26 protein-coding genes, 1 tRNA gene, 1 other RNA gene and 1 riboswitch are annotated in these 26,541 nt (G+C 67.2%); of the genes, 17 read left to right on the forward strand and 11 right to left on the reverse strand.

The window, feature by feature from the left end:
• Positions 1-142: 142 nt before the first annotated feature.
• Positions 143-345: riboswitch (cobalamin riboswitch) on the reverse strand.
• 744 nt (positions 346-1,089) lie between these two features.
• The 3 genes from ON22_RS19660 (at position 1,090) to ON22_RS19670 (ending at position 3,527) form a co-directional block, all read left to right on the forward strand.
• Positions 1,090-1,695 (forward strand): hypothetical protein, encoded by a 606-nt coding sequence (locus tag ON22_RS19660; RefSeq protein WP_051157844.1) that lies wholly within the window; start codon positions 1,090-1,092, stop codon positions 1,693-1,695.
• A 285-nt stretch (positions 1,696-1,980) separates the two neighbouring features.
• Positions 1,981-2,613 (forward strand): sigma-70 family RNA polymerase sigma factor, encoded by a 633-nt coding sequence (locus tag ON22_RS19665; RefSeq protein WP_051157853.1) that lies wholly within the window; start codon positions 1,981-1,983, stop codon positions 2,611-2,613.
• A 170-nt stretch (positions 2,614-2,783) separates the two neighbouring features.
• Positions 2,784-3,527, forward strand: coding sequence for a DsbA family protein (locus ON22_RS19670; protein WP_051157845.1), 744 nt, complete (start codon positions 2,784-2,786; stop codon positions 3,525-3,527).
• A gap of 50 nt (positions 3,528-3,577) precedes the next feature.
• On the opposite strand, the gene ON22_RS19675 is transcribed toward ON22_RS19670, so the two are convergent.
• Positions 3,578-4,099 (reverse strand): hypothetical protein, encoded by a 522-nt coding sequence (locus ON22_RS19675; RefSeq protein WP_157170423.1) that lies wholly within the window; start codon positions 4,097-4,099, stop codon positions 3,578-3,580.
• A gap of 274 nt (positions 4,100-4,373) precedes the next feature.
• Here ON22_RS19675 and ON22_RS19680 point away from each other — a divergent pair, with 274 nt between their 5' ends.
• The 3 genes from ON22_RS19680 to ON22_RS19690 all read left to right on the forward strand — a co-directional run bounded on the left by ON22_RS19680 (position 4,374) and on the right by ON22_RS19690 (position 7,548).
• Positions 4,374-5,798, forward strand: a complete 1,425-nt coding sequence (locus tag ON22_RS19680) for a PepSY-associated TM helix domain-containing protein (protein WP_081595706.1) — start codon at positions 4,374-4,376, stop codon at positions 5,796-5,798.
• Positions 5,795-6,400 carry a DUF5134 domain-containing protein gene (locus ON22_RS34775; RefSeq protein ID WP_051157846.1) on the forward strand — a complete coding sequence of 202 codons (606 nt, stop codon included), beginning with the start codon at positions 5,795-5,797 and terminating at the stop codon, positions 6,398-6,400. The genes ON22_RS19680 and ON22_RS34775 overlap by 4 nt, the downstream gene beginning before the upstream one ends.
• Before the next feature lie 134 nt (positions 6,401-6,534).
• A complete protein-coding gene (locus ON22_RS19690) occupies positions 6,535-7,548 on the forward strand; it encodes a ferric reductase-like transmembrane domain-containing protein (protein ID WP_051157847.1) in 1,014 nt (337 codons plus the stop codon).
• Positions 7,549-7,742: 194 nt separating this feature from the next.
• Here the strand turns inward: ON22_RS19690 and ON22_RS19695 are convergent.
• The 6 genes from ON22_RS19695 to crcB (ON22_RS19720) form a co-directional block, all read right to left on the reverse strand.
• Positions 7,743-7,815: transfer RNA gene (locus ON22_RS19695), tRNA-Ala, on the reverse strand.
• Positions 7,816-7,909: 94 nt separating this feature from the next.
• Complete coding sequence (locus ON22_RS19700) at positions 7,910-8,644, reverse strand: DsbA family protein (RefSeq protein WP_231508366.1); 735 nt, start codon at positions 8,642-8,644, stop codon at positions 7,910-7,912.
• Between the two features lie 57 nt (positions 8,645-8,701).
• Positions 8,702-10,057, reverse strand: a complete 1,356-nt coding sequence (locus ON22_RS19705) for an MFS transporter (protein ID WP_174375608.1) — start codon at positions 10,055-10,057, stop codon at positions 8,702-8,704.
• Positions 10,058-10,575: 518 nt separating this feature from the next.
• Positions 10,576-12,228 (reverse strand): phosphoglucomutase (alpha-D-glucose-1,6-bisphosphate-dependent), encoded by a 1,653-nt coding sequence (gene pgm, locus ON22_RS19710; RefSeq protein ID WP_033243556.1) that lies wholly within the window; start codon positions 12,226-12,228, stop codon positions 10,576-10,578.
• Positions 12,229-12,275: 47 nt separating this feature from the next.
• On the reverse strand, positions 12,276-12,635 hold the full coding sequence (crcB, locus tag ON22_RS19715; RefSeq protein ID WP_033243557.1) for a fluoride efflux transporter CrcB: 360 nt from the start codon (positions 12,633-12,635) through the stop codon (positions 12,276-12,278).
• 83 nt (positions 12,636-12,718) lie between these two features.
• On the reverse strand, positions 12,719-13,162 hold the full coding sequence (crcB, locus tag ON22_RS19720) for a fluoride efflux transporter CrcB (protein WP_033243164.1): 444 nt from the start codon (positions 13,160-13,162) through the stop codon (positions 12,719-12,721).
• A gap of 137 nt (positions 13,163-13,299) precedes the next feature.
• Here crcB (ON22_RS19720) and ON22_RS19725 point away from each other — a divergent pair, with 137 nt between their 5' ends.
• Both ON22_RS19725 and ON22_RS19730 read left to right on the forward strand, forming a co-directional pair.
• A complete protein-coding gene (locus ON22_RS19725) occupies positions 13,300-13,977 on the forward strand; it encodes a TetR/AcrR family transcriptional regulator (protein ID WP_033243165.1) in 678 nt (225 codons plus the stop codon).
• A gap of 69 nt (positions 13,978-14,046) precedes the next feature.
• Positions 14,047-15,342 carry a D-arabinono-1,4-lactone oxidase gene (locus ON22_RS19730; RefSeq protein ID WP_033243166.1) on the forward strand — a complete coding sequence of 432 codons (1,296 nt, stop codon included), beginning with the start codon at positions 14,047-14,049 and terminating at the stop codon, positions 15,340-15,342.
• A gap of 34 nt (positions 15,343-15,376) precedes the next feature.
• Here the strand turns inward: ON22_RS19730 and ON22_RS19735 are convergent, their stop codons facing one another.
• Positions 15,377-16,120, reverse strand: coding sequence for an SIR2 family NAD-dependent protein deacylase (locus ON22_RS19735; RefSeq protein WP_033243167.1), 744 nt, complete (start codon positions 16,118-16,120; stop codon positions 15,377-15,379).
• Between the two features lie 515 nt (positions 16,121-16,635).
• Here ON22_RS19735 and ON22_RS35810 point away from each other — a divergent pair.
• From ON22_RS35810 to ON22_RS19775, 9 genes are all read left to right on the forward strand, one after another.
• Positions 16,636-16,833 carry a hypothetical protein gene (locus ON22_RS35810; RefSeq protein WP_081595711.1) on the forward strand — a complete coding sequence of 66 codons (198 nt, stop codon included), beginning with the start codon at positions 16,636-16,638 and terminating at the stop codon, positions 16,831-16,833.
• 48 nt (positions 16,834-16,881) lie between these two features.
• Positions 16,882-17,121, forward strand: coding sequence for a WLR motif membrane protein (locus ON22_RS19745; protein WP_033243169.1), 240 nt, complete (start codon positions 16,882-16,884; stop codon positions 17,119-17,121).
• Positions 17,122-17,170: 49 nt separating this feature from the next.
• Entirely contained in the window at positions 17,171-17,644 is a 474-nt protein-coding gene (gene smpB, locus ON22_RS19750) for an SsrA-binding protein SmpB (RefSeq protein ID WP_033243170.1), read from the forward strand.
• Positions 17,645-17,730: 86 nt separating this feature from the next.
• Positions 17,731-18,099: a transfer-messenger RNA gene (gene ssrA / locus ON22_RS35295) on the forward strand.
• A 161-nt stretch (positions 18,100-18,260) separates the two neighbouring features.
• Positions 18,261-18,608 (forward strand): hypothetical protein, encoded by a 348-nt coding sequence (locus ON22_RS19755; RefSeq protein ID WP_231508368.1) that lies wholly within the window; start codon positions 18,261-18,263, stop codon positions 18,606-18,608.
• A gap of 51 nt (positions 18,609-18,659) precedes the next feature.
• Positions 18,660-19,295, forward strand: a complete 636-nt coding sequence (locus tag ON22_RS19760; RefSeq protein ID WP_033243171.1) for a DUF2461 domain-containing protein — start codon at positions 18,660-18,662, stop codon at positions 19,293-19,295.
• Positions 19,296-19,427: 132 nt separating this feature from the next.
• Positions 19,428-20,330 (forward strand): metal-dependent hydrolase, encoded by a 903-nt coding sequence (locus ON22_RS19765; protein ID WP_033243172.1) that lies wholly within the window; start codon positions 19,428-19,430, stop codon positions 20,328-20,330.
• Entirely contained in the window at positions 20,327-21,424 is a 1,098-nt protein-coding gene (locus ON22_RS19770; RefSeq protein ID WP_033243173.1) for a PDR/VanB family oxidoreductase, read from the forward strand. The genes ON22_RS19765 and ON22_RS19770 overlap by 4 nt, the downstream gene beginning before the upstream one ends.
• A 34-nt stretch (positions 21,425-21,458) precedes the next feature.
• Positions 21,459-22,469 (forward strand): alpha/beta fold hydrolase, encoded by a 1,011-nt coding sequence (locus tag ON22_RS19775; RefSeq protein ID WP_081595708.1) that lies wholly within the window; start codon positions 21,459-21,461, stop codon positions 22,467-22,469.
• Between the two features lie 138 nt (positions 22,470-22,607).
• On the opposite strand, the gene ON22_RS19780 is transcribed toward ON22_RS19775, so the two are convergent.
• The 3 genes from ON22_RS19780 to recQ all read right to left on the reverse strand — a co-directional run bounded on the left by ON22_RS19780 (position 22,608) and on the right by recQ (position 26,377).
• Complete coding sequence (locus tag ON22_RS19780) at positions 22,608-23,600, reverse strand: helix-turn-helix transcriptional regulator (protein ID WP_033243174.1); 993 nt, start codon at positions 23,598-23,600, stop codon at positions 22,608-22,610.
• A gap of 48 nt (positions 23,601-23,648) precedes the next feature.
• Positions 23,649-24,128, reverse strand: coding sequence for a hypothetical protein (locus tag ON22_RS19785; protein WP_156052245.1), 480 nt, complete (start codon positions 24,126-24,128; stop codon positions 23,649-23,651).
• Positions 24,129-24,511: 383 nt separating this feature from the next.
• Positions 24,512-26,377 carry a DNA helicase RecQ gene (gene recQ, locus ON22_RS19790; RefSeq protein ID WP_051157848.1) on the reverse strand — a complete coding sequence of 622 codons (1,866 nt, stop codon included), beginning with the start codon at positions 26,375-26,377 and terminating at the stop codon, positions 24,512-24,514.
• Between the last annotated feature and the right edge of the window lie 164 nt (positions 26,378-26,541).

The raw sequence follows: 26,541 nt of genomic DNA on the forward strand, positions 1-26,541 counted from the left end.
TGACATGGTGCGTCCCTCGTCGTCAGCTGTGAACAGCCATCACCCGATCATGCGCACACGACGACTACACATCCGGGAACTCTCCCGAATGAGTCGACATCGGCGTAGCACCCAATCCGCGAGGCGACAGCCGCCGGGCACGGCGTACCCAGCACAACCGGCAGGTCTTCGGACTCGCGGACATCGACCTCGTTCGGCCGACTCGGGATCGAACCCGAGCTGTTCTACGCCGTCGCTTCCCAGGATGTACCCAGTGCTCCGTGACGGCGGTCGTTCCCGCTCACCGCTGCGGGACAGTCCCGGATTCCCACCGGGTTCCCTCTCACCCGGCGGGTCGGTGTCGTACGACAGCCGACCGGCGGGCTCGACGCCGCACACGGACACAACAGTGCACGACGAACCAGCTGCGTTCATCAGACTATGCCCAGCACGGAACACCCGTTCCGGCAGGGCGGCGCCCCCTGGCACAGCGGAGCGGGACGAATCGGCTGATCTTGTTCAGTGGCGCGCTCGGCGCGGGCCGGGGAACAACGCGGCGAAACCCGGGCTGCCCCGTTCTCACGGCGACACCCCGTTCGCCGCCCAGGCCGTCGCCGACCGGGGTCGGCATCGACGATATCGTCGCCGCGGCTCCCTGAGGACAAGGTCCACAGGTCATGAACGGCCTGCAGGAGCCGGCGGGCACGTGACCGTGGTGGGGACGGTATCAACGATGGCCGGGCGCGACGCCGCGGATGTCGGGATCGCCCTCGGCACGGGCACCGATGCTTCCCTCGAAGCCGCCGATATCGTGCCGGCGGGACAGTGCCCTGCACCGAGTTCCCACCGCCATCGCCTCGGGCAACTCCGGCCACCATTCGGGGAAATCTGCGCTCGGGTGTTCGGCTACCACATCGTGGTCATCCCCTTCGCGGCTCCTTGTGCTCGCTCCATTGGCAGTGGTCGAGAATGGAAACCCCGCCGGTAACAGCTGATTTCGCTAGAATGAGGCGCGGGAGTCCCGACCGCACGCGACGCGGAGGCGAGCACCGGCCATCCCGCGCCCCAACCCGTCGCCCGTCTCGAAGAGGTGCGACGATAGACGGCACCATGACCAGTCCAGCGCACCGTTCGCCGCCGCTCGCCAGGGCGGGCCGCGCGTGCGTCTTCGCGCTGATCTGTGTTCTGCTGTCCGCTTCCGGGCACGCGCTGACTTCGACGCACACCATTTCCCTGTCGACGCTGACTCTCGCGGTCGGCTTCGTCTCGACGGTGGCCTGGGCGGTCGCCGACCGGCAACGTGGGCTGTTGCCCATCACGGCCGGGCTGCTGGCCGGTCAGGGCTTCCTGCATCTGTGGTTTGCGGCCGACTCCGTCGGCGGGCACGCCGGCCACGCCGAGGTCGCCGGCCGACCGGCCGAGAGCCAGACGCCGGCCATGCTGCTGGCGCACTGTCTGGCGGCTCTGCTGTGCGGTGTCTGGTTGTGGCGGGGTGAACGCACCGCTTTCTCGCTCGCGGCAGCCCTGTACACCCGAATTCTGATACCGCTTCTGCTGCTGCCGCTCCCGAGCGTCTGCCCCGCACTGTCGGTGCGACCGGCCGGCACAGCGCACGAAACAGCGGTAGTGGCCGAGTTCCTGCGGCACGCAGTGGCACGCCGGGGCCCACCCGCACGCGAGATCGGCCTCTTCTCTCGAGCCGCCACGGCAGCGTAACTGTCGGCCGACCTCGTGCGCGGAACAACGCGTCCGGTCGGTGTTTTCGCTGCGCGGCGGGTAACCGTCACCGGCGCAGCACCGGCGGTGGCGTGATCTCCTGATGTCTGTGCCGCGCCCACTCGGGAAGTACGCACACCGACATCGGCGCGAACACGATGCCGCCGCCGTCTGCGTCCCGATCAGAAGCTTGCTGTGATGGACAAATTACATTTCGCGCTGCCCGGATTCCGGCAGTTGGCCTGCACCCAGCGCGACCCGGGGTCGTCTTCCGCCCCTGACCCGGTGGCCGACCGTCCCCACGATGCGCGCCTGACCGCGCTGGCCCTCGCCGCGGGGGCGGGCGACCGAAACTCGCTGGCGGAGCTTGTGCGGTGTACCCAGGCCGATGTCTGGCGCTTCGTCGCGCACCTCACCGATGTGCAATCGGCAGACGACCTCACCCAGGAAACCTTCTTGCGGGCGATGGGCAGTCTGCCGCGTTTCGCCGGCCGCTCGACCGCACGTACCTGGCTGCTGTCGATCGCCCGGCGTGCGGTGATCGACCGATTGCGCAATGCCTCGGCCCGGCCCCGGACCGCCGGCGGCGCGGACTGGGAAACAACGATCGAGCAGCGGCGCGACCGCCATGACAGTGACGTGGGCGAGGACATGGTCGTCGCCGACTTTCTGCGCCATCTTCCCGAAGATCGCCGCGAGGCATTCGTGCTGACCCAGATCCTCGGGTTGACCTACGCCCAGGCCGCGCAGGCCGTCGACTGCCCGGTCGGCACGATCCGGTCCAGAGTCGCCCGAGCACGGGAGACCCTGGCCGAACTGTGGCGCGGTGTCGACACCGACTCCACAGTGGTCTACGCACTCCCCCGCACCACCCGGCACGCCGGGACTCCGTCGGTGCCGCTCACCCGCGGGCAGTGACGATATCGCGCGCCCCGCGCGGCCTTCGGTAATACGACGGTGCCCGGCGCTCCGGGCCGGCACCGGCTCCGGCCGAGTCACGTGGTGGACACCGCCAGGGTGTCCACCACGTGGTGCCCGGGCCGCGAGCCCCATCGACCCAGTACCCGAACCAAGGCAAGGAATATTTGGTGAACAAACGAACGAAGAGCAAGAACTCGCCGGCCGCGGCGCAGGGGGTAGATCGCGGCCGCGGGATCCTTGTCCAGGTGGCCGTGGCCGCAGTATTGATCGGGCTCATCGCGGCCATCGGAATCAATGTGGCGCTGAAGAAAGCCGAGCGCGACGATCCCGGACCGATTCCCGTCATCGGCGCACAACCGGGCACCGACCCGGCCGGAGTCACCGCAAGTATCACCGAGGCGGGCGCGATCAGAATCGGCAAACCGTCCGCCGCGCGAACCATCCGAGTGGTCGCCGACCTGCAATGCCCGGCCTGTCGGCAATTCGAGGCGAGCTACGGGCCCCTACTGACCGACGCGGTGAACGCGGGCACAGTGTCGGCCGAGTACGACATCATCGCTTTCCTGGACCGCGCCTCCTCCACCGAGTACTCGACCCGAGCCGCCAACGCCTCGTACTGCGCCGCCGAATCCAACCCCACCCGTTACCAGAGCTGGTTGCAGACCATGTTCGAGCACCAGCCCGCCGAAGGCGGAGACGGCCTGCCCGACAACACGATCATCGAAATCGGCGAAAGCGCCGGCTACTCGGATCCCGAATTCGCCCGCTGCATCACAGATCAGACCTACCGCAAATTCGTCCGAGCCCACACCTTGGACGTTCTCGACAGCGGAATCCAGTCGACACCATCGATCTTGGTCGACGGAAACCCGATCGACCCCGAGCAGCTCCCCGGCACGATCGGATCCTGACCCGGAATCCGCTGCGGCGGACTCGGCACCGACTCACCGGAGCGGTTCCCCTACCAACCCTCGGCCCGTCGGCCGGTGGTACCGGAGCCCGCGTTCCGGGCCGCTCGGCAGTCCGGCTGCGAGTCCGCCAGCGGTGTCAGCGCCGCGCCCGACCACCGCACCAGCAGTACCGCTTCGCAGACCGTGGCAGTCCCGAACCACCCCGTGCCCGAGTGCACGCCGCCGGTACGCAGTACCCAGAAAGCCAGAACCGACAGCATCACACCCACACCCGCCGCGAACGCGTTGAAACACACACAGGAGAAACGACGGGCGACAGTCCCGCCGAGGGTCGAGACGACCACCACACCGGAGGTGAACAGTGAAACCACAGGCAGCAACGGCCTTTCGGCAGCGGTGGCTGCCGACGCCGCCGCCACGACGGAGACGAAAAGTCCAACGGCGGCCGCCGACAGCAGCAGCTTCAGCCGCCAGCTCAGAAACATCTCGCCGAGCACGGACCGTTCGATGCTCCGCATAGCAGCCTCGGTCTCTCGCAGCCACTGCGCGGCCGGGTCGTCGCTCCGTCCCATCATCGCCCTCCCTGTTGTGACGGTGGTGACTCCCATTGGTCGCAACCGTGCGGCGGAAAGTTCCCCCGGCGGCACAGATCTCCAATAGCCCGCCCACGACGGATTCTTCCGTTGCCCGGAAAACACCGAGTACTACCGCAGCTTCGATGGCATGTAGCCCCGTAGACACGGTCTCTCTCGGATGCCGCACAGATCCGGGGGAACTTTCGGCACCGGCCGCCCGACTACTCACAGTGAGGGTGAGTGAGGGCGCCCGGAGAGTGAGGATTGCAGGATGCCGGATCAGGTGTCGGAGCGGCACGAGCCGGGCGTGGAACCGCCCGCAGCCGGCAGCGAGAAACCACCACCCGAATCCTGGGAACGACAGCCGGGCGTCTGGGCGCGATGGCGACCGTTGCTACTGCGCCTCCATTTCTACGGAGGAATGCTCGCCGGGCCGTTCATCCTGATCGCCGCCGTCACCGGCCTGTTGTACACGCTGACACCGCAACTCGACGGAATCGTTTTCCGCGACGAGTTGACAGTCGACGAATACGCACCGCAGACACGCACCCTGGCCGATCAGATAGCGGCCGCGCGCACCGTGTACCCCAAAGCCCCGATCACCAGTGTGAAACCGCCCACAGTGCCGAGCGAAACGACACAGATAGCGTTCACGACACCCGAGGTGCCGTCCGACTACACCCGCACCGTATTCGTCAATCCCTACACGGCGCAGGTACAGGGCACATTGACCACCTACGGTATGTGGCTGCCGATTCGGTCCTGGTTCGACGAGATGCATCGCAACCTGCACCTGGGCGTAGCCGGCCGGTACTACAGCGAGGTCGCGGCGAGCTGGCTGTGGGTGGTCGCACTGGGCGGGGTCGCGATGTGGATCGCCCGCGCCCGCCGGCGCGGCGGAAAGAGCCTGGTCCTGCCGGATCACGCCGGCACCCCGAAAGGATCGCGGAATCGTATTCTGAGCTGGCACGGCACGGTCGGGATCTGGATCGTGGTCGGCCTGCTGGGTCTGTCGATCACCGGGCTCACCTGGTCTCGGTTCACCGGGGAGCACATCGAACAGCTACGCGCCCAACTCAGTTGGACAACACCGTCGGTGACCACGGCATTACCGCCCGCCGACAGCCGCACCGGTACACCGCGCGAACTCACCGCCGGAGCCGACACGGTCCTGCACAGTGCCCGAGCCGCCGGCCTGCAACCACCGATGTGGATGAAACCACCGGCCGAGCCCGGAGACGCCTGGGAGGTATACGAACGCAAACGTGACTTCCCGACCCGATTCGACGCTGTCGCCGTCGACGCCGGAACCGGTGCGATCACCGACGAGAGCAGATTCGCGGACTGGCCGCTGACCGCCAAACTCACCGGCTGGGCAATCGACGCCCATATGGGAGTGTTGTTCGGGCTCGCGAACCAGATCGTGCTGGCGCTGCTCGTCATCGGCTTGATCACCGTTATCGTCCGCGGCTACCGAATGTGGTGGAAACGACGCCCCACCCGCGGTGGATGGCCCACCGCGCCCCGGCGCGGGGTACTCACCGGTCTGCGACCTGTCGAAGCGGTGATCGCCGTCGCCGTGCTCGCGGCGGTCGGCTGGATGGCTCCGCTGTTCGGCGCGACGCTGGGCTTGTTCGTTCTCGGCGACGTCGTCGCCGGCGAGGTCATCCGGCGCCGGAAGCGAGCCGCGTCATGATCGCCGACGCCTTCCTGAAATGGGCTGCTGTCAACGCGTTTGCGGTGACGGCGGTGTACTGGGCGGCACGGTCGGCACGGTCGGAGTCGATGCCGGGCCGGCTCACCGCCATCCTGCACGTCCTCATGTCCCTGGCGATGCTCACGATGGTGTGGTCGCCTTCACCGGATATCCCCACAGTCGCTGGTATGACGGTGTTCGCGGGTGCCGCGGTGGTATCTCTCGCGCTACTCGTTGCACAACGCAAGAACCACCTCGAGCACGTCTACCACGCGGGGATGATGGCGACGATGGTGTGGATGTACGCGGTCATGGACTCCACGCTGATCGGCCGCACATCGACGCCCAGCGGCGGCGAATCCGCGCACGCCGGGCACCACGGCGCCATGGCGATGCCGGCAACGATGACAATGCAACCACCGTCCTGGGCCGCATACCTCAATCTGGCTATCGGACTCGTCTATCTCGCTGTCGCCGCCGTCTGGGTCGCCCACAGCTACCGCGGAGAAGCGGCCACCGACTCGGCCCACCGCCACGGTGGCGCGATGCAGGCCGTCATGGCCACCGCGACCGCGGCGATGTTCCTGTCCTACACCGGTTGACAGCATCCAGATGAAGGGAACACCGAGCTATTGTGTGACGCCTCCGCAGACACCGTGAACCGAGCCCACTCGCGACTCACCGGTTCCTGGTCTCCTTGAAAGACCGGGTCGATCAGAGGAAATACGAGTCATCGATGACTACTGTCGGAACACGCAAGAAATTCGATACGCGCGAACTCCGCGCGGATCTGCGCACTGCCCGCCTCGACGCCACCATCGCCCTGCTTGTCACCCTCGCGGTGTTCGGATGGCTCTATTACCGCGTCGCCGCCGGTACCTCGCCGACCATTGCCGTCATGCCCGATTTGGCAGACCCCGGACGGTACTGGATGTACTGGATGTGCCAGGCCTTCGGCTGGACGGGGCTGCTCTGGGCATGGATAACTGTCGTCCTCGGGTTGCTGCGCAGCAGTCGCAGCCCGAGGTGGATGCCGGTCCCGCAGCACAGTATCGAGAAATGGCATCGCGCTACCAGTTTGACGACCATCGGGTTGATGTTCGTCCACGCCGCGTGGTTGTTCGCCGAATTCGTCCGCGAGTACTCCGCGACCGCGGGCATCACCGAATCGGTGTGGCGCGCATTCGTCGACACCTTCGTCCCCTCGGCCTATTCCAGTGGGACGGGAAAGGTCGCCATTTTCATCGGGCTGCTGGCGCTCTATCTGGCCATACCGCTCGGCCTGGCCTTCTATTCCCGCCGCTGGCTGCGCCCCGCCGTCTGGCGGGCTCTGCACGCTTCGATCATCGTCGTCTACGCCCTGAGCGTCTGGCATACGCTGCTCTACGGCACCAACGTCTGGTACGAGGGATCGTTCCGCACGCTGGTGTGGTCGATGCAGCTTCCTATTGCCGCGCTGGTCCTTTACCGGCTCGCCAACCTGCCACCGAGCCGGCAACGAAATCGGGCGACGGTCGCGTTCCGCTCGGTCGCGGGGCTTTTCGTCCTCGGGTTCATCGCGGTGATCTGCGCCGCTGCTATCAGCGGGCACGACGGTGGCCGGACAGCCGGTGTGGCGGGCCTCGGTCTCAATGTCACCAAGGCGAATGTCTGGTGGGGGCTGGTGGCATTCCTGGTCGCGGTCGCCTTGTCCGTGGGCCGGGTACGGCGGCTCCGCAGGACCGCGGCCACCGGCTTTGTGGACCCGTAAACAATCGATCGCAGCCGACCACTGATCCGGATGTTTTTCCCAGGCCGGGGTCGGGTAGGTCCGCCAGTGTCTGTAGTGCGCGCAGAACCATCGTCAACACCATTTCGGGGCCAAACCGGGGGGTAAACGGGGGGTTGGTCAAAATAAAACAGGTCAGGCCCGGTATTAGACCGGGCCTGACCTGGTGTTTTGAGTGGAGCTAAGGGGACTCGAACCCCTGACCCCCACACTGCCAGTGTGGTGCGCTACCAGCTGCGCCATAGCCCCGGATGGTTGCCGCCGGTTCCCCGGCTGCCTGAACGAAGTTACACCACCTCCACGTCAGGCACCAAATCGGCTGGATTTCGGGTGAACGGCGAGGTCAGGGGGCGACCTGCTGGACCCATTCCTGGTTCTGGGTGTCGAGCTTGGTTGCGACGTCGAACACACTGGGGGTGGCGGCGTCGCCGTCGAGGGCGGTTTTCAGGTCTTCGACGGCCGCGGTGGCCTGCTGCCGGGCCTGATCGGTGCGGGCGCCGGTGGTGATGCAGTCGTGAGCAGACTGGGGCGCGCCGGACTCGGTGGCTATTCCGGCGAGCTCGTCGTCGGTGAGGCCGGATCCTTCCTCGGGCTGCCGGGTGTTGAGGAGGGCGTCGTGGAACTTCGAGTAGGTGACACCGGAGCCGGTGTCACCTACGCACTGCAGGGCGGCGGCGGCGCGGGTGGAGTAGTCGCCGCTATCGGATTTGGAGTCGAGGAAATTCACGAAGCGGTAGCGGACGGCGAGTTTGCCCTCGTCGATTTTCTGGGCGATTTCCTGCCCGTAGAGATGTTCGAGGCTGCCACAGCCGGGGCACATGGGGTCTTCGTAGATTTCGAGCGTTTTCGGGGCGTCGGGTAGGCCGAGGCGGACACCGCCGTCGCTCTGCACCGCGGCCGTGACGGCGGTGTTGTGTACCGAGCCGTAGCCGTCGTTGCGTACCTCGGCATCGCCGGCACCCCAGCGGAAAGCGAAGAAGACGATCAGCGCGATCAACGCCAGAGCCACCCCGCCGAGGGCGTAGGTGGTTCCGTTGGACATCGGCCGGGGGGTGTAATCGGACGGCGGTTTGCTCACGCGACCACTCTGCCGCATCCGGGCGAATCGGTCACGCGCGCCCGGCAGCACCCGGGTTCAGTGCTTGTGGTTCGCGGCATCCTCTCCGGTGTGGTCGGCGCGGCGCGCCCCGGCGGCGGTAGCGGTATGCGTGTTCTCGGCAGCATCCGCCACGGTCGGCTCCGGATCTTCGATCTTGCCGGGCGCCCCCGGCTCGGGTTCGAGGCTCGCACGTTTCATCGGTTCCGGAACGATGAACCAGGCGATAGCTGCCACGGCCAGCAGGGAACCGGTGGCTGCGAGCCCGGCCCCGTAGCCCAGCTGCTGGGCGATGGCGCCGACCACGATGGGCCCGAGGACGGTGCCCAGATCCTGGGACATCTGGAATCCGGCGAGCATGGTGCCGCCACGCGCACGGGAGCCGATGATATCGCCGACGGCGGCCTGCTGGGCCGGGGTGAACAGTCCTGATCCGATACCGGCGACGAACGAGGTGACCAGCAGCCACGCCATGTTCGGGGACAGGCCGAGACCGGTGGTGCCGACCGCGCACACCAGGGCCCCGGAGATCAGCAGGGGGCGGCGGCCGTAGGTGTCGGAGAGCCGGCCGGAGAAGAACAGGACGGTCGCGTTACCGGCGGCGAAAACAGTCAGGGCCACCCCGGCCATACCGGACGATTGGCCGTGGACTTCCACGACCAAGAGGGGGACGAGCGCCATCCGGACGCCGAATACCGCCGCGCCGCTGGCGAAGTTGGACCACAGTGCCGCGCGGTATTCGGGCCGCGCCAGACCCTGCATGAAACTCACGGTGGCGGCGTCGCCGGCGGATTCGGATTCGGTGATCCGCGAGTCCCGCAGGTTGAAGTACACCACCGCCACGGCGACGAGCAGCGCGGCGGCATAGATGAGGAACGGTACGCGCAGGCCGAACCCCGCCAGCGCCCCGCCGACCAGCGGACCGGACAGCCCGCCGATCAGGAAACACGTCGACCACAGCCCGGTGACCCGGCCGCGTTCGGTGGGCGGGGACAGCCGGATCACCAGCGCCATCGAGGAGACGGTGAACATGGTCGAACCGACCCCGCCCAGGGAACGCAGCACCATCAACTGCCAGTAAGTCTGGGCGAAGGCACTCGCGCCGGTCGAGAGCGCGACGATGAGCAGCCCGACCAGATAGATCCGCCGCTCCCCCAGCATCTGCACCAGCCGCCCGCTGACCGGTGCGAACAGCAGCCGCATCGCCGCGAACGCGCTGACGATCGCGGACGCAGCCGCCACCCCGACCCCGAAACTCAGCGCGAACTGCGGCAACACCGGCGAGACCAGGCCGAACCCGATCGCGACACAGAAGGCGGCGGCGATGAGCACCCAGATCTCGCTGGGCAACGGCGGCCGGTCCGGTTTCCGGGCGCCGCGGCCACGTCGGCGCAGAACACGCCGGGCAGCGAACTTTGTCGTGACGTCCGGCCCGCTCGCGCCGTCGGATCGGGATCGCTCGTTCGCCGGGGCCTCATCACTCACCCCGGCAATCAACGCCGAGGCCGCCGTCACAATTCCCCCGGGCCGTCTCCTCACAGCGAATCCTCGGCCCGGCGTCGGCCGCGCCGGTGATTCTCGTCCCTGTTCCGGTACCGGGATATCGCGGGCGGCACACTCCGCGATATCTCCACCCAGCGAGCCGTGCCTACGATGCCGGCCCACTCACCACACCCTCGCTACCTTGCCGGCTCGGCCGCCACCGACGGCCGTCTTCCCGCTGGCGGCGGTGACGGCTCAGGCATGCGCCTGCCGGTTCGACCCGCGTGATGGCGGCAGCCCAGGATCCGCACACCGGAGTTCGGTGGTTACCACTGGTCGAGCCGGCCGTCGCGGCACCGGCGGCATCAGCGAACTGCCGACCGGCTCCCCCGCCGCATCCTGAACCGGGTGTTCAGGGGTTCACCGCAACATCATGACGATTTCTGCCGGTCGCCGCCCAAGACGCGACCGACCAGTTCACGGGCCGCGTCCTGAACCTGCGCCAGATGGTCGGGCCCGTGGAACGACTCCGCGTAGATCTTGTACTTGTTTTCGGTGCCCGACGGTCGCGCCGCGAACCAGGCGTTTTCCGTGCTCACCTTCAAACCGCCCAAGGCAGCGCCGTTACCGCGGGCCCGGGTGGCGACCTCGGTGATCGGTTCGCCCGCGATCTCGGTGGCGGTCACCTGACCGGGTTCGAGGGCGGACAGCAGTTTCTTCTGCTCGGCGTCGGCAGGGGCGTCGATGCGGGCGTAGGCGGGGCTGCCGTGGTTGCGTTCCAGTTCGAGGTAGCGGGCCGAGGGGCTCTGGCCGGTGACGGCGGCGATCTCGGCGGCCAGCAGGGCGAGCAGGATGCCGTCTTTCTCGGTGGTCCACACCGACCCGTCCATCCGCAGGAAGGAGGCGCCGGCGCTCTCCTCCCCGCCGAAGGCGAGACTGCCGCTGAACAGGCCGGGTACGAACCATTTGAACCCGACCGGCACCTCGTAGACGTCACGTCCCAGCACCCGCACGACCCGGTCGATCATCGCCGAGGTCACCGCGGTCTTGCCGATCTTGGTGAGCGCATCCCAGCGGTGCCGGTTCGCGACCAGGTAGTCGATCGCGACGGCGAGGAAATGATTCGGGTTCATCAGGCCACCGTCGGGCGTGACGATGCCGTGCCGGTCGGCGTCGGCATCGTTACCGGTGGAGATGTCGTAGTCGTCGCGGATCGACACCAGCGAGGCCATCGCATGCGGAGACGAGGGGTCCATCCGGATCTGCCCGTCGCCGTCGAGCGTCATGAAACGCCAGGTGGGGTCGACCGTCGGGTTCACGACCTCGAGCTCGAGGTCGTAGCGCTGCCCGATTTCTTCCCAGTAGTCCACGCTGGCACCGCCCATCGGGTCGGCGCCGAGCCGGATTCCGGCGCCGCGGATGGCGTCGAGATTGAGTACCGCGGGCAGATCGGCGACATAGTGGTCGAGGAAGTCGTAGCGGCCTGCGGCGGCCATGGCCTGCGTCAGCGCGGCCCGTTTCACCCCGGCCAGGCCGCCGCGCAGCAGTTCGTTGGCGCGTTCGGCGATGGCATCGGTGGCGCCGGTATCGGCCGGGCCGCCGTGGGGTGGGTTGTATTTGATACCGCCGTCACGCGGTGGGTTGTGCGACGGGGTCACCACGATGCCGTCGGCCTGCGGCCGCGAACTGTCGCGGTTGTGGCGGACCACCGCATGGCTGAGTGCGGGTGTCGGGGTGTAGCGGCCGCGGGAATCCACCACGGCACCGACATCGTTGCCCGCGAGAACCTCGAGCACGGTGGTCCACGCCGGTTCGGACAGGGCGTGGGTATCGCGGGCCAGATACACCGGCCCCTTGATTCCGCGGGTGGCACGGTATTCGACGACGGCCTGGGTGATCGCCAGGATATGCGCCTCGTTGAACGTGGCGTCCAGGCTCGAACCGCGGTGCCCGGAGGTTCCGAAAACGACCCGCTGGGTGGGTTCGGCGAGGTCGGGAACGCGACTGTAGTACGCGGTCACCAGCCCCGGCACGTCCACCAGATCGCCGGGGCGGGCGGGCCGCCCGGCTCGGTTGTGCGCCATGTTCGGAGCTCCCTTCGTGGTCGGCCGTACCCGGCTGGTCATCGTGATCATCCGAACAGTCCCGCTGCGGTGGCGCCGAGATAGACCGCGCCGAGACAGATCCCGGTGTTGAGCACGATATTGCCGAACGCGTGCCCGGCGGCACCACCGGTGGCGAGCCCGACCGTCTCGTAGCCGAACGTACTGAAGGTGGTGAACGCACCACAGAATCCGATTCCCGCGGCCACGGCCACCGCGCCGCTCACACCCGACCCGATCAACACACCCAGCAGCGCCGAGCCCACAATATTAACCGCCAGCGTGCCGAGCGGAAGCCGGGATTCGGTATGCGCGGTGACGACACGATCGAGCAGATAACGCGCGGGCGCGCCCAGCATTCCGCCCAGCACCACCCAGACCGCGGTCACCGGCCGGTATCCGTCCGCCGCCGGCACTCCGGACCCACCGATACCGCCATCACCCGACCCCTCTCGCTCGTCCCGTCTTACGTTCAGCTCGTGCCGTACTGCGTTGTCCCGCCGCGTCTTCCCGTGATCCACCGGGTGGCCGTCATTCCCGCGAGGACCGCGATCAGGCAGGTCACCACGGTTCCCCCGAGGTATCCGAGCGCCACACCCGTGGCACCCGATTCGAGCAGTGTACGAACCTCGGCGCTGTAACTGGAAAAGGTGGTGAATCCACCGAGTACCCCGACTCCGAGGAACGGACGCAGCAGCCGCGGTGGCGCGAACACCTCGGTGATGATCACCATCAGGATGCCGATCGCGAGGCAGCCGAGGGTGTTGGCGAGGAAGGTGGCCCACGGAAAATCTGCGGGCCGGACCGGGATCCGCAGGGTGAGCCAGTAGCGCAGTCCGGCGCCGAGCCCACCACCGCAGGCGACGGCCGCCAGGACGGCGGCCTCGATCGGTGCGGGCCGCGCTGGTTCGCTCATGCTCCGGGACCTCCTGCGTTCCACGGCGGAGTGCGCGCGGATCGTGCCCTGCAACGGTATCCGCAGGCGGGACCGGGTTTATATCCGGCCGGATCGAAACGGTTTGCGTTAATTCGTAGCTTGCTACCATTCCGGATGTGAACCTCGCCACCACTGCGCCCCGGACGCGCCGTCTCCGGGTGGATGCGGCGCGCAATCAACAGCGGATCATCGATGCGGCCCGAGAGCTGTTCGCCGACCGCGGACTGGAGATCACGCTCGACGATGTGGCCGACCGCGCGGGGGTCGGGGTGGGCACCGTGTATCGCCGGTTCGCCAACAAGCGGGAACTGATTTCCGAGGTATTCGCCGTGCATGTCCGGGAATTCGCGCAGGCCGCCCAGGAGGCACTCGCCACTGCGGATCCGTGGGAGGGCGTCGTCCGGCTCTTCGACTACGCGTGCCGGCATATGGCGACCAACCGCGGTTTCAGCGAAGTGATGCTCGAAATGCATGACGACCCCGAACGCCTCGGCCGCCCACGCGAACAGCTCGGACCTGCCGTGGCGGCCGTGATGGAGCGGGCCCGGAATGCGGGTGTGCTACAGCCGGGGATCGAGGATACCGATCTGTTCGCGTTGATCTATATGGTCGATTCGCTCGCCGAGTTCGCCCGCCCGGTCGATTCCGATATCTGGCGCCGCTATATGGCGATCACTCTCAACGGCATTCGCGCCCAGAACACGCCCGCACAGCCGTTGGCCGTGAATGCGCTTACTCTTGCGCAGGTGGAGCGGGCGAAGACGGCCAAGCCGTGCGTGGCCCGGCGGCGCTGAACGGACCCGATTTCTCCGTGTCAGGAGTTTGCCCGGCAGTCGGCGACACCATCCCTTAGTGTTGGACATGTGACCAAGTTATGGGTGAACTGGGCCGGCGATCAGCAATGCGCACCGACCCGGCTGGCCGCGCCGCGCGATCACGCCGAACTGGCCGATGAGCTGGGCCGGGCTGCCGCGGACGGGCACCGGGTCCGCGTCGCGGGATCAGGACATTCCTTCACCGGCGCCTGCCTCACCGACGGCCTGCTGCTCGACCTCTCCCGCATGAACCGGGTACTCGAGGTGGACCGCGATACCGGTCTGGCCAAGGTCCAGGCGGGGATGACCCTCGCCGCACTCAACGACCGGCTCGACGAGTACGGCCTCGCCTTCCCGAACCTCGGAGATATCGACGCCCAGACCATCGCCGGCGCCACGGCCACCGGCACCCACGGCACCGGCGCCCGGCTACCCAACCTCTCCGCGCAACTGCACGGGGTGGAGTTGATGACCGCCGACGGCACAACTGTCGAACTGACCGAACAATCCGGCGCCGAGGCGTGGCGAGCAGCGCGGGTGAGCGTGGGCGCACTCGGCGTGATCACTGCCTTCACCCTGCAACTAGTCCCCTCCTTCGTGCTCGAGGGCGTGGAGCGGCCGGTGCCGGTGGCGGAGATCCTGGACGATCTGGACTCCTACGTCGACGGCAACGAACATTTCGAGTTCTATATGTTCGCCCACAGTCCGCTCGCAATGACCAAACGCAACAATCGGGTCGAGCTGCCGCCCGCACCACGACACAAGGCGGTCGACTGGTTCGCCGATATCGCCGTATCCAATTACGCCAGCGACGCACTGTGCCGGCTGGCCCGCCGGCACCCGGCCATCATCCCGCCACTGCAGCGCGCCGCCGCCTACGCCTTCAGTTACCGGCGCCAGGTGGACCGTTCCTACCGGGTGTTCACCAGCCCGCGGCTGTTCCGGTTCACCGAGATGGAATATGCGATCCCCCGCGAACATTCGGTCGAGGCGATCCGCGAGATCAAGGAAACCGCCCGCCGTTTCGACTCGCCGATGCCCATCGAAGTGCGGTGGGTCGCGGGGGACGACGCCTTCCTCTCCCCCGCCGGCGGCCGCGCGACCTGCTATATCGCGGTGCACCAGTACGAAGGTATGGAACACGAACCGTTCTTCCGCGCCTGCGAAACGATTTTCGACCGTTACGAAGGCCGCCCGCACTGGGGGAAACGCCACTACCAGAGCGCGGAGACGCTCCGTGCGCGCTACCCGGACTGGGATCGTTTCGACGCAGTGCGCCGGCACTACGACCCCGAAGGGCGTTTCGCCAACGACTACCTGAACCGAGTGCTGGGCCCGGTGTAGCCGGCCGGGAGCCGGAACATTGCGCGCCCCGGCCTCACTGCCCCAGGATCAGATCGACCAGCCGGGGCAGCGCCTCGCCGATGGGTTCGCGCACGACCTCGGTCGCCATCGAATCGTACGGGGTGGGTTCGGCATTCACGATGACCAGCGAGGCGCCGGCCGCCACCGCCCGGCCGCACAGCGAGGCCGCGGGTTCCACCTGGAGCGATGTGCCGACGGCGAGGAAGATATCCGCCGTCTCGGCCGCCAGCGAGGCCTTCAGCAAGGTGCGCTGGTCCAGTGCCTGGCCGAACATGATCACGGCGGCCTTGAGGATGCCGCCGCATTCCGGGCACGGCGGGTCGGGTTCCCCGGCGCCGACCCGGTCCAGCGTCTCGGCCATGGTCGCGGAGTATGCGCAATCCACGCACACCACATCGAACATGTTGCCGTGGATCTCGATCACCCGCTGCGAGTTCGAACCGGCCCGCTGATGTAAGCGGTCGACGTTCTGGGTGACGATCGTGAGCGCACGCCCGGCCCGCTCCAACTCCACGAGCGCGAGATGCGCCGGGTTCGGTTCGGCGCCCCAGGCCGGGTTGTCGCGGCGGGCCTGCCAGGAGCGTTCACGCAGGGCGGGGTCGGAGACGTAATTGTCGTAGGTGGACAACAGTTCCGCCACCGGATCCTCGGTCCACACTCCCCGCGGGCCGCGGAAATCGGGGATCCCGCTGTCGGTGGAAATTCCCGCGCCCGTCAGTACGGCGATACGGCCCGCGCGCTGGTGCCATCGGCTCACCGGAGCACCCCCGGGGCCGGCGTTGCTCCGCGGGAATGGGCGCTCGACCGGAGTGGGCGCCGGTACTGAATCCGCATATCGCCAGCTTAGGCATGCCGGGCCGCGCGCAGCTCCCAGCAGGCACCTGACCGCAAGCTGGCTACTATTCAGCAAACCGTAATCAGGGTGCGATTCACACGATCCAGGAGGAAACAATCCTGGAGTACGGTTCGGGCGTGTCGGACAAACCCACTCCTTCTGATCAGGCATTTTTCCCGAAATATCACTCCGGGGACACAGCGGCTCACCGTCGCGTCCCACTCTGTGTGATAGCCGTCTCGAGATTTGCCACCCGGTATCCAAGTAGAGATTTGTCCGTTACGGTGAACACAGTTGCCACACCCAACCGAGACGGAGGTTCCGCCATGGCTCGCCACCGCGCACCCCGTACGGCAGATCTGCGGGTCCGGCACATCCCGGTCCGGAACTACAGCAATAACGGTTTGATAACCGAGGCAGCGGGGTACTCGAAAAATATGACAGCACTGCGTAACCGACCAACCCGGATCGCCGGTATGGAATGGGGCACCGCATTGCTGGCGCTCGCCACCTGCCTCATTTTCAGTACCGGAATTGCCGCCATCACCCAATCGTTTTCCATGGCACTGATCGCCACGGCCAGCATCCTCGTCGGCCTGGGCATCACCCTGCGCATCCTGAGAACCCCTCGCTGACCGCGCGCCCCGTTCCCGAATACCTGTCCGCAGGACTAGCCTGCGAGCATGGCATCCGGGGACGGGTCCGAGGAAAGCGTCGAGGGCAGCAGCGGAGGTCCCGGCCCACCGGCCGAACCGGTCGATGCGCCGTACCGCAGCCCCGGCACGGATCCCGCGGTGGACCACGGCTGGCTGAACCGCCGCTCCCGCCCGCGCGGCACCCATCTGCCGCGGCTTTCCACCGTGCTACTCGTCACCGCGTTTTCCGCCGTTCTGATCCTCTACCTGCTACTGCAACCGGGCTGAGCAGCGGCCGGGAATAATCCGGTTGCCGCGGAGCTTTAAGGTTGTCGTCATGAAGGAGAAGGGGCGCAAGGTCATCGCGACCAACCGCCGGGCACGGCACAACTACACGATCCTGGACACCTACGAGGCCGGGATCGCGTTGGTCGGTACCGAGGTCAAGAGTCTGCGTGAGAGCAAAGCCTCACTCGTGGACGCCTTCGCGACCGTGGACAACGGCGAAGTCTGGCTGCGTGGCCTGCACATCCCGGAGTTCAGTCACGGAAACTGGACCAACCATTCGCCGCGCCGGGTCCGGAAGCTGCTCCTGCACAAGCGGGAGATCGAACGCCTCGTCGGCAAATCCCGCGAGGGCAACCAGACACTGGTCCCGCTGTCGATGTACTTCTCCGACGGCAAGGTGAAGGTCGAACTGGCCCTCGCCAAAGGTAAGCAGGACTACGACAAGCGGCAGGATCTGGCCCGGCGCACCGCCGAGCGCGAGGTCACCCGCGAAATCGGCCGGCGTATCAAAGGGATGCGCTGACCGGTACGAAGGCACCGGAAAAACGGGAATGAACGACGGTGCCCGAGGTGTTAATATGACAGGCCCGGCAAGGTGCCGGGACGTACGGGGCTGAACGGTTTCGACTGCGTACGTAGATTCAGGGGAAGCGTGTCGGTGCAGGCAAGAGACCACCGTAAGCGTCGTTGCAACCAATTAAGCGCCGATTCTCATCAGCGCGAGTACGCTCTCGCTGCCTAAGCGATAGCGTCTCTGTCGGCCCGAGGTTCGCCCTCGGCTTCGGTGCCGGCATCAGCTAGAGGGCTCACCGCGCGACTCGGTCGCGGAGTAACGCGGGACATCCAACAGCGACTGGGATCGTCATCCCGGCTTGTTCGCGAGACCGGGAGATCCGAGTAGAGGCCCAGCGAACTGCACACGGAGAAGCCCTGGAGAAGCGGCGGAGGACCCGGGTTCGATTCCCGGCAGCTCCACCTCCGAAGGCCCGGTCCACACGGACCGGGCCTTCGTCGTTTCCCGCCCGGGACCGCGGCGCCGCGATCGGCGGGTTCCACGTTGCCGCAGTCGGCGGTAGCGTGGGAGGCACAGCTCACCCTGGTCGCCATTGGTGAGCCGGTCCGCGAAAGAGGTGGGCACCATGCCCGATATGCGCGATGCCGGTCGAGAGGACGCCGGAACGAGTTCCGGCTACCGGTTGATGGACGAGGTACTCGATATCGGCGACGAGGACCGCGAGGATCTGGACTACGACCTGGGCGACGACGATCAGGCCGACGAGGTCCGCGAATACGAGCGTTATATCGCCGACCCGCCGAAAGAGCTGGTCATCCGCTATCACGAGAACGACGACACCGGCCGTTTGGGGATCGCCCGCGAACTCGACCAGGAGTGGACCCGCCGCCGGCATCGCGAGGAACTGCGCGCCGAGGACCGGCGCCCCGCAGAGGCGGCGGCCATGGAGATTCAGGACGAACCCCGGGATTGACCGGTCGGCTCCCTGTCGTTCGCTCGCGCGGTGGGCGATAGGTTCGATGCCATGAGCGAGTTCGCGGGGTTCCCGATCGCGGGGCCGGACTTCTACGAGGATCTCGAGGCCGATAACTCGAGGATATTCTGGACCGCCAACAAGCACATATACGAGGAATTCGTGAAGCGCCCGATGACGGCGCTGATCACCGGACTCGAACCGGATTTCGGTCCCGCCAAGATCTTCCGCCCCTACCGCGATGTGCGGTTCGCCAAGGACAAATCACCGTACAAGACCCATCAGGGCGCGGTCGTGCACACTGCGCCGGGGGTCGGCTGGTACGTCCAGATCGGCGCACCCGGACTGTTCGTGGCCGGTGGTCTGTACGCTGCCGCGCCCGAACAACTGTCCCGCCTGCGCACCACCCTCGACGACGACGTTCGCGGCGCCGAGCTCGAATCGATCGTCGACCAGCTCGTAGCAGCCGGCTACACCCTCGGCGGCGACAGGCTGAAGACCCGCCCGAAGGGTTATCCCATCGATCACCCCCGCATCGATCTGCTGCGCCACAAATCGCTGGTGATGAGCCGCGAGTTCGGGACCCCCGAGTGGTTGGAGACACCGCGGGCCGCCACAGAGATCCGCAAGTCGTGGGAATCGCTGCGACCGATCGTGGAGTGGCTCGGGGCGGTAGTGGGCAACTGAGTCCACAGCCGGTCCGGATTTTCAGGGCATTGTCTGTTACTCGTCGTCCTACTAATGTGTATCGTCACAAGTACCGGCGTCCGCACGTCCTCGGGACCGGGTACCGGCGCCGGTGACGATCGAGGAGGATCGATGAGGCTGTTCCGTAACCACGCCTCCGAACGGCTGACCGACCCGGGAGAGGTCGCGCTCAACGCCCGTAATGTGCATTTCGAATGGACCGGCATCCCACTGCACTGGATGACATCCGACCCGATCGCCTCGCATGTTCTCAACGCTCTCAACCTGCTGCTCCCCGAAGGCGAACGCAGCTTCCTGACGACCTTCGGCGAGGCCCTGCCCTTCGTCCGGGACGAGAAGCTGCGTGCGGATATGCTCGGCTTCATCGGCCAGGAATCGATGCACGCGGAAACCCACGCCGGATCGTACGAACTGCTGCTCACCGCCAACGGGATCGATCCGCAGCCTTACCTGGAACAGGCCGAGTACGTATTCCGCAAAACCATCGGACCCCGGCGGTCCACCGCCACCCGGGCCGGACGGCAGCAGCTGGTGGATCGGCTCGCGGTGATCGCCGCGCTGGAACATTTCTTCGCCTTCCTGGGCGATTGGGTGCTCAACAGCGAACTGGAGAAGTTCGACGCCGATCCGCGCATGCTGGACCTGTATCGCTGGCACGGCGCCGAAGAGGTCGAGCACCGTAATGTCGCCCACGATGTGGCCGAATACTTCGGCGTCGGTTACCTGCGGCGGGGTGCGGTGATGCTGCTGGTCTTTCCCTCGTTCCTGGTGCTGCTGGTACGCGGCACCAAGTACCTGGTGCACCGCGACCCCGACCTGCCCGACCTCGGATATCCGCGGCTGCTGCCGCAGATTCTGCGGTCGATGTGGCGGGGCTCCCTCCCCGGCATCCCGGCACTGCTGGTCAGCGCGCTGTCCACCTTCAAGCCCGGATACAGTCCGGAATCGGTCGGCTCGACCGCACAGGCCGTCGCGTACCTGGCGCAATCGCCGGCAGCGCGGGCAGCTTCGTGACCGGGCCCGTGCTACCGCTACCCGCCGACCTGTACGGGCGGCGCCGGCACGACCGGACCCTGCGCGTTCTCGATGCCGTCGTGAATGCCCGGCTGAACTGGACGGCAATGACCAACCGGCGCGATCTGGCGCCGCGTGTCGACGATCGCCGGATCCCGGTGGTAGTGACCGGGCGACGGGTGGAAGCCTCCGATGAGGATGTGGTGAGCCTGCGCCTGGCCGCACCCGACCGGCGTGACCTCCCGCGCTGGCGGCCCGGAGCGCATCTCGATATCGAACTGCCATCCGGACGCCTCCGGCAGTATTCGCTGTGCGGCGACCCCGCTGACACCCGCGACTACCGGATCGCGGTGCGCCGCATCCCGGATGGTGTGGGTTCGAACGAAGTACACGACGCGCTTCCCGTCGGCTCGGCGCTGATGGTGCGGGGGCCGCGCAATGCGTTCCCGTTCGCCGCACCCGGTTACGGGTCGCCCGCGCGGCGGGTGCGGTTCGTGGCCGGGGGTATCGGGATCACGCCGATCCTGCCGATGATGCGGCTGGCCGACACCCTCGGCGTCGACTGGTCGATGGTGTATACCGGGCGAGCCCTGGACACACTGCCGTTCCTCGACGAGGTGCGCCGATTCGGCGATCGCGTGACGATCCGCACCGACGATCGGTGCGGGCTGCCCACGGCCGCGGAACTTCTCGGCGGAGCCGGCGCCGGAACCGCCGTGTACTGCTGCGGACCCGCCCCCATGGTCACGTCCATCGCCGAAATGGTACGGGCAATGCCTGCGGTAGAACTGCATTCGGAGCGTTTCTCGGCGCCGCCGGTCGTGAACGGTGTGCCGTTCCAGATCCAGGTGGGCGCAGGCGGCGAGGTGATCGACGTGCCCGCCGACCGGTCCGCACTCGACGTTCTGCTCGAACATCGACCCGACCAGCCGTATTCGTGCCGCCAGGGCTTCTGCCGGACCTGCAAAGTCCGGGTATCGGCAGGCGTTCCCGACCACCGCGACCACGTCCTGACACCTGCCGAACGCGACCACGGCGACCTGCTGGTGTGTGTATCACGCTGTGCAGGCGGACGTCTCGTCCTCGACCTCTGATCCGGCCACCCGCCCACAGCCTCAGGAGACCAGCGTGACGGTATCGATATCCGACTACCCGGCGACCGAACGCACGGTGCACCACCGTGGATTCGACCTCGCCGTCTACGAATACGGCGATCCGGACGCCGAAACCGTCGTCCTGGTCCACGGCTGGCCCGATACCCACCACCTGTGGAACGGCGTGATTCCGCTACTCGCCCAGCGCTTCCACGTGGTCGCCTACGATACGCGCGGGCACGGCGCCTCCACCCGGACCGCACGGGTCGCCGATTTCCGGCTCGCCGAACTGTCCGCCGATTTCTTCGCGGTCGCGGAAGCGGTGAGCCCCGACCGGCCGGTACACGTCCTCGCCCACGATTGGGGTTCGGTGCAGGTATGGGAGGCGGTCTGCGAACCGGAGGCGAGCGCCCGGATCGCGTCGTTCACCTCGGTATCCGGCCCGAACCTCGACCATCTGGCCGCCTGGGTGCGGGCCCGGCTGCGCCGGCCGAGCGCGCGAAATATCTGGCAGCCGTTCACACAGCTCCTGTCGTCGGCCTACACCGGGTTCTTCATGACTCCCGGTCTGCCGCGGCTGGCGTTCGGAGCGCTCGCCACCGAACAGCGCTGGCGGCGGTTCATCCAGCTCATGAACAACACCGCGCCCTCGACGATCACCTTCGGGCCCACCTTGAAACAGGATATGGTCAACGGTCTGCTCATCTATCGGGCCAATATCGTCGCGCATCTGATGAAGCCGCGCGAGCGGACCACCGACGTCCCGGTCCAGCTGATCGTCGCCGGCCGCGATATCGCCGTGCGGCCCGCCGGATACGACGATTCGGCACAGTGGGTTTCGCGACTGTGGCGCCGCGATATCCCGGCCGGGCACTGGATGCCGTTCTCCCATCCCGATCTTCTCGCGACCGCGACCACCGAACTGGTGGACGCGGTGGAAAAGGGTGAGTTCACCACAGGGGAAGCTGCCGCCGGTGAAACACGTGGTCGAGTTCGACAGCTACCGGTCACGAGCGAACCCGCCCGGGAGAACGGGACGCGCTGAACTGGAACCGTTCGACGCAACCGGGCAGTTGGAGACGGCGGTCAGGTTCCGGGCAAGTGCCTGGTCGACATCGCTACGGGCGGGCTTCCTGTCCGCAGCGGCACTCCGCTGCGGCCTGACGTCGCATTCCGGGTGGTGTCACGGCCGGCACTCCGTCGAACGGTCGGCCGGGGCGGCCAGAGCTCGGCCGAATCGCTCACTCCAGTCGCGGATCTGCGCGATCAGCTCCGGCGGTTCGAGGACCCGGAACTCGGCCTCGAGTGAACCCAGCGCCATGGTGGGCCAGTCCAGCGAATCGGTGGTCATCGATACCCGGCAGCGGCCGGGCTCGACGGCCTCGACCGATGCCCAGCGCCCGATCCGTTCCCGGACCGCGTCTGCCGGCGCTTCGACCAGGACTTCGATACGGTACGGGCGCGACATCCGGTCGACCCCGGCCCGGACGAACTCCGCGGCGTCGGCGGTGGGCAGCTCACGCGGACGGAAGCGGGAACCGTCACCGACGGGTCCGGTGAGCCGGTCGATCCGGAAGCTGCGCCAATCGTGCCGGGTCAGATCGAAGGCCACCAGATACCAGCGGCGCCCCAGGGCGACCAGCCGGTGTGGCTCGACGTGGCGCTCACTGTGCCGGTTGTCGGCCGCGGTGTAGGTGAAGCGCAGGCGCTCGCTGTCGCGGCAGGCCAGGGCGACAGCGGTGAGCGCGGCCGGATCCGGCCCCGAATCGGACCGGCCACCCCAATCGGCCGGAACGGTCATCGCCCGGATCGCCTCGACCCGGCGGCGCAGCCGCGGCGGCATCACCTGCACCACCTTGGCCAGCGCCCGCACCGAGGATTCGGCGACTCCCTCGACCATGCCCTGCATCGCGACCTGCAGTCCGATGACCAGTGCAACCGCCTCGTCGTCGTCGACCATCAGCGGAGGCAGCGCCGCCCCCGCCGCCAGCTGATAGCCGCCGTCGACGCCACGTTGCGCCTCGACCGGGTAGCCGAGGTCGCGCAACCGATCGACATCACGACGCAAAGTTCGCGGCGAGACACCGAGACGCCCGGCCAACTCGGTACCCGGCCAGTACTTGTGGGTCTGCAGCAGCGACAGCAGGCGCAGGGTCCGCGTGCTCGTATTCGCCATACCTCGATTGTCGTCCAATTGCGGCCGGTTTCTGACCGCTGGATACTACTAATTGGTATTACCGTGCATGGAGATACCCGCGATGGTGCGGGCGGTGAGCGACCCGTCCGCGTGCTTGCGGCCCCATATCCACACCGGCGCGCCGATATCGATACCGGCCGGATCGCTCGCGATCAGCACGTAGAGCTTGGTCGAATCGTCGGAGTACACCACCACCTCCGCCCGGGTGATCTCACTGCTCACGGTGAGAACCCCGTCGTCGTTGGCCCGGACCTTGCCGAAAACGAACCCGGCCCCGACCTCCGGCGATGCGGGCCCGGCCCGCTCGGGCAGCGAGGACGTGACGGCAGGAGCCGGCCCGGTGGCGCCCGCCTCCGAAGTGGCCGCGACGAAAGTAGTAACCACCGGTTCCCCCGCCGCATGGGGGTCGGTGACACGACCGAGGTAGAAACCACCGACAACCAGCAGAACCGCGACCCCGAGCACAAGCCCCAGCAGGGCGTGACCACCCCAGTACGCCGGATGCACACCGCCGTCCCGGCTCCGAGAGCCGGAACGATCCGGTTCGCCTGCTCCGGTCGAGGCCGCGCGCCCGGCGGCGGATGTCTGTTCGGCGAGTGCGACGTCGGCGGCCGGACTCGAACGGGGTGAGCCGGCCTCGGCCGCGAACCCGCCGACCTGGGGCGCCCTCGTCCGGCTACCGGCCGCATCTCGCACCGCGCCGCCAGTTCGCGGACCCAAGAGACCGAACTGCTCGGCAGGCAAGTCTACTCCGCGGCGTGAGCCTGACCACGGAGTGTGCTTGCTGGGCATAGTGCCAGGTTAGGCGGTCTGTTCAGCCCCCTATCGTCACTGACGGGGAGAAGTCATCGGATGAAAGCTCCACGCAGGCAGTACTTCTCGAGCCGCGGTCACTCCCCGGCGACCACCACCTCCAGCACCTGTTCGCCGTAGCGGGCGAGCTTGCTCTCGCCGACACCGCTCACTGCACCCAGCGCCGGCAGATCCCCCGGTTTACGCGCCGCGATTTCGCGCAAGGTCGCGTCGTGGAACACGACGTACGCCGGGACACCCTGTTCCTTGGCGGTATCGGCACGCCACTGGCGGAGCCTGTCGAACAGGACCGCATCGGCATCGGTGAGTTCCACCGGCGCCGATTTCGCGGTTTTGGCGCTGCGCGCCGCGCGCGAGGGAGTCGGGCGTTCGGGTTCCCGGCGGAAGCGCACCGTACGGCCGTCGAAGAGCACGCTCTCACTGGCCTCGGTCAGGGTGAGGACACCGTAGTCGCCGTGCACCGCGAGCAAGCCCTGCGCCAGGAGCTGGCGTACGACCCCGCGCCATTCGGTATCGCGCAGATCGGCGCCGACACCGAACACGCTCAGCTCGTGGTGGTCGTACTGCTGGACCTTCTGGTTCTTCTTGCCGAGCAGGATATCGATGAGGTGGCCCGCACCGAAGCTCTGGCCGCGTTCACGTTTCAGGCGCAGAACAGCCGACAGCAGCTTCTGCGCGGCGACGGTACCGTCCCACGATTCGGGCGGGCTCAGACAGGTATCGCAGTTCCCGCACGACTGTGCGGGCTGACCGAAATACGCGAGCAACCGCGCACGCCGGCAATCGATCGTCTCGCACAGGGCCAGCATCGCGTCGAGGTGCAGCTGCAGCTGCCTACGGTGCGCCGCGTCGCCGTCCGAGGAATCGATCAACCGGCGCTGCTGCACCACATCCTGCAGCCCGTACACCATCCAGGCCGTCGACGGCAGTCCGTCGCGGCCGGCGCGGCCGGTCTCCTGGTAGTAGCCCTCCACGGATTTGGGCAAGTCGAGATGGGCGACGAATCGGACGTCCGGTTTATCGATACCCATCCCGAACGCAATGGTCGCGACGATGACGAGCCCGTCCTCGCGCAGGAACCCGGCTTGGTTCTCGGCGCGGGTGCGGTGGTCGAGACCCGCGTGATAGGGCAGGGCACGGATACCGTTCTCGGTGAGAAATGCCGCGGTTTTCTCCACCGAGTTCCGCGACAGGCAGTAGACGATTCCGGCGTCGCCGGGATGCTCGGTGCGCAGGAAATCGAGCAACTGGCGATCGGGCCGGTTCTTCGGCTCGATCCGGTATTGGATATTCGGCCGGTCGAAACTGGCGACGAACCGGCGCGCTCCGCCGAGATCGAGCCGGGTGATGATCTCGTCGCGGGTCTTCTCGGTGGCGGTGGCGGTCAATGCGATCCGGGGGATATCCGGCCAGTGCTCGTGCAGTACCGACAGCGCCAGGTAGTCGGGCCGGAAATCATGACCCCACTGCGAAACACAATGTGCCTCGTCGATCGCGAACAGCGCGATCCGCCCGCGGCGCAGCAGCGCGACCGTGGATTCCATCCGCAACCGTTCCGGCGCCAGGTACAGCAGATCGAGTTCCCCTGCCGCGAACTGCGCCTCGACCGCCCGCCGTTCGTCCGGGAACTGCGTGGAATTGAGGAACCCGGCCCGCACGCCCAGCGCGCTCAGCGCATCCACCTGGTCCTGCATGAGCGCGATGAGCGGCGATATCACCACCCCCACGCCCTCGCGGACCAGCGCGGGAATCTGATAGCACAGTGATTTGCCCCCACCGGTGGGCATGAGCACCAGCGCATCGCCGCCATCGATCACCTGCTCGACGATTGCGTGCTGTTCACCCCGGAAGCTGTCGTACCCGAAGACCCGGCGTAACACCTCATGGGCGGCGTCATCGGAGTGTGCGGGTGCTGCCACAGCGGTGTCTTCGGCGGTATCCACGCGGCCATCCTACGAGCGACGTCGATTCCCGCACCGTGCGAAGAACGACCGGACGGGCCTGATCGGCGGAGTTGTCCACATGGGGACAACCACCGGCACCCGGTGGTCACCGGGAAAACCGGGAATTTTCGGATCCGCCGTAATTGAGGTCAGAAAGTGGCCGC

This window comes from Nocardia carnea NBRC 14403 (assembly GCF_000308515.1).
Taxonomy (GTDB): Bacteria; Actinomycetota; Actinomycetes; order Mycobacteriales; family Mycobacteriaceae; genus Nocardia; species Nocardia carnea.

Bases quoted from the DNA above. Each gene is read 5' to 3' on its own strand.
- ON22_RS19660 (WP_051157844.1), top strand. From the start codon at position 1,090: ATGACCAGTCCAGCGCACCGTTCGCCGCCGCTCGCCAGGGCGGGCCGC.
- ON22_RS35810 (WP_081595711.1), top strand. From the start codon at position 16,636: ATGACAGCACTGCGTAACCGACCAACCCGGATCGCCGGTATGGAATGG.
- ON22_RS19680 (WP_081595706.1), top strand. From the start codon at position 4,374: ATGCCGGATCAGGTGTCGGAGCGGCACGAGCCGGGCGTGGAACCGCCC.
- ON22_RS19755 (WP_231508368.1), top strand. From the start codon at position 18,261: ATGCCCGATATGCGCGATGCCGGTCGAGAGGACGCCGGAACGAGTTCC.
- ON22_RS19780 (WP_033243174.1), bottom strand. From the start codon at position 23,600: ATGGCGAATACGAGCACGCGGACCCTGCGCCTGCTGTCGCTGCTGCAG.
- ON22_RS19765 (WP_033243172.1), top strand. From the start codon at position 19,428: ATGAGGCTGTTCCGTAACCACGCCTCCGAACGGCTGACCGACCCGGGA.
- smpB (WP_033243170.1), top strand. From the start codon at position 17,171: ATGAAGGAGAAGGGGCGCAAGGTCATCGCGACCAACCGCCGGGCACGG.
- pgm (WP_033243556.1), bottom strand. From the start codon at position 12,228: ATGGCGCACAACCGAGCCGGGCGGCCCGCCCGCCCCGGCGATCTGGTG.
- crcB (WP_033243164.1), bottom strand. From the start codon at position 13,162: ATGAGCGAACCAGCGCGGCCCGCACCGATCGAGGCCGCCGTCCTGGCG.
- ON22_RS19760 (WP_033243171.1), top strand. From the start codon at position 18,660: ATGAGCGAGTTCGCGGGGTTCCCGATCGCGGGGCCGGACTTCTACGAG.
- ON22_RS34775 (WP_051157846.1), top strand. From the start codon at position 5,795: ATGATCGCCGACGCCTTCCTGAAATGGGCTGCTGTCAACGCGTTTGCG.
- ON22_RS19745 (WP_033243169.1), top strand. From the start codon at position 16,882: ATGGCATCCGGGGACGGGTCCGAGGAAAGCGTCGAGGGCAGCAGCGGA.
- ON22_RS19675 (WP_157170423.1), bottom strand. From the start codon at position 4,099: ATGGGACGGAGCGACGACCCGGCCGCGCAGTGGCTGCGAGAGACCGAG.
- ON22_RS19690 (WP_051157847.1), top strand. From the start codon at position 6,535: ATGACTACTGTCGGAACACGCAAGAAATTCGATACGCGCGAACTCCGC.